Source organism: Streptomyces jeddahensis (assembly GCF_001642995.1).
Classification (GTDB): Bacteria; Actinomycetota; Actinomycetes; order Streptomycetales; family Streptomycetaceae; genus Streptomyces; species Streptomyces jeddahensis.
On the sequence record NZ_LOHS01000188.1, the window covers coordinates 1 to 1,572 of the forward strand.

Here is a 1,572-nt window from a genome sequence, read left to right on the forward strand (position 1 = left end):
CTCGCGGTCACCGTGCCGACGCCGGCCGCCACCTTGAGGCCGCGTGGGTGCCTCAGGCACCACCCGCTGGAACAGCTCCCACAACTCATCCGGCACCAGCCGCTCCACGATCCCCACCACGGCCTACAGCCTATCGAGCCAAATGAGATGGCCTCTTAGACCTGACCTTCGGCCGGTTCGTCGTCCCCCATGCCGTGCGCACCCCCGAGCGGCGGTCGGTGCGGCCTGAAAATCGAGGGCGGGGCGACATCCGGCAGCTCCTTGGCGAGGCGTGTCACGCGCGCGTGGGCTTCAGCACCGTGCCTGGCTTTCGCGTCCGTGGCGCAGCTTGATCGTCGTCAACAGTCTGGTGCCGACACGGAGCAGCAATCGGGCGGCCGACCGACAGACCTGGGAGGACTGCGCTCGATGCGCCAGTTCTTGATGCGACGGTCACGTAATTCCCCAGGGCAAACGTCACGTAATTCCCCACCCCGCGGATGCACGGCGCCCGAGCCGAGGTCGGTGCCATCGGCCGGAACCGCCCTGGCAGACTTCGCCGCATGGGATTGTTCAAGCGAGCCGGCAAGCCGGAAAGCGCCCCGCAGGGCCCCGCCCTCGTGGGGCTGAGCACGCTGCTCCTGCAGGGCGAAGACATGATCGACCAGCTGGCCCGCGCACACATGTCCTGGGGACTCGGCTCGGCGGACCGGTGGGGACTCGATCAGCGAACCGGGGTCATCACTTGGACGTTCCCTGACAAGACCGCTACCGCCCCAGCGCAGATCCTCGGCAGCTGGAGCCCCTCGTCGTCCTCATGGCGGTGGGCATGGGCCAACGAGAGCATCCTGCCCGAGATGAGCCGCGACGCCTGCGCCGTTCGTGACTGGGCCGAGGCCCACGGCCACGATGCTCTCGCGGCGCCGGAGGTCGAGGCCGACGAGCAGACGGCAGCTACTCTCGCGGCTCTGGCTGTCCGGATCACCAAGGCGACAGGCTTCTATCGCGGGCGCGGCGCGAGGTCGATCGCGATCATCACGTTCGGACCGGTCACCTTGACCGCCCAGGACGGCAGCACGTCAAGCTTCAAGATCGATAGCGAATAGCAGCCGTTGCCGGGAACGATGGCCCCGTTCGGCCGCCTGGCCGAGGTTGTGCCCCACAGGTGCCAGCGATCGGCGACCTGGAGGGCCTGCGGGGCGCCGAGTGTGGCGCCTTCGGCGTAGAACGGGGCGCGGTCCCGGCAGACGACCTTGATCTGCGGGTGCTGGGCGAGCCAGGCGGCGAGCGTCTCAGGCTCCCGGTCGGGCAGCAGCTCCACCGGTCGGCGGCTCTCCATGTCCACCAGCACGGTTCCGTAGAGTCTTCGCCCTTGCGGCGTCTGTGGGGCATGACGAGGCCGGTGCCGGGATAGCCGCTGTCGGCAATCGTGACCCTCTTTCCGACGGCGGCCTTGGCGCCGGATTCCTCCCATGCCTTGCAGTCGTTGCGGTTGCCGCGCAGAGGCCGGCCGACCGCGAGGACCAGCCACGTGTGCGCGTCGATGACGACTTGGTGGTTGGTGGAATAGCGGTAGTTCTTGGACTGCTCGGC

At 68.5% G+C, this 1,572-nt stretch carries 1 protein-coding gene and 2 pseudogenes; 1 reads left to right on the forward strand and 2 read right to left on the reverse strand.

Translation table 11 applies throughout. The features are described from left to right. Positions 1 to 542 precede the first annotated feature (542 nt). Complete coding sequence (locus STSP_RS34270; RefSeq protein ID WP_078067738.1) at positions 543 to 1,085, forward strand: DUF6882 domain-containing protein; 543 nt, start codon at positions 543 to 545, stop codon at positions 1,083 to 1,085. Between the two features lie 56 nt (positions 1,086 to 1,141). Here the strand turns inward: STSP_RS34270 and STSP_RS37935 are convergent. Both STSP_RS37935 and STSP_RS37940 read right to left on the reverse strand, forming a co-directional pair. Continuing rightward, positions 1,142 to 1,339: pseudogene (locus STSP_RS37935) on the reverse strand (transposase); the annotation flags it as partial. Continuing rightward, positions 1,324 to 1,572, reverse strand: a pseudogene (locus STSP_RS37940) (transposase); the annotation flags it as partial. The pseudogenes STSP_RS37935 and STSP_RS37940, both read right to left, overlap by 16 nt.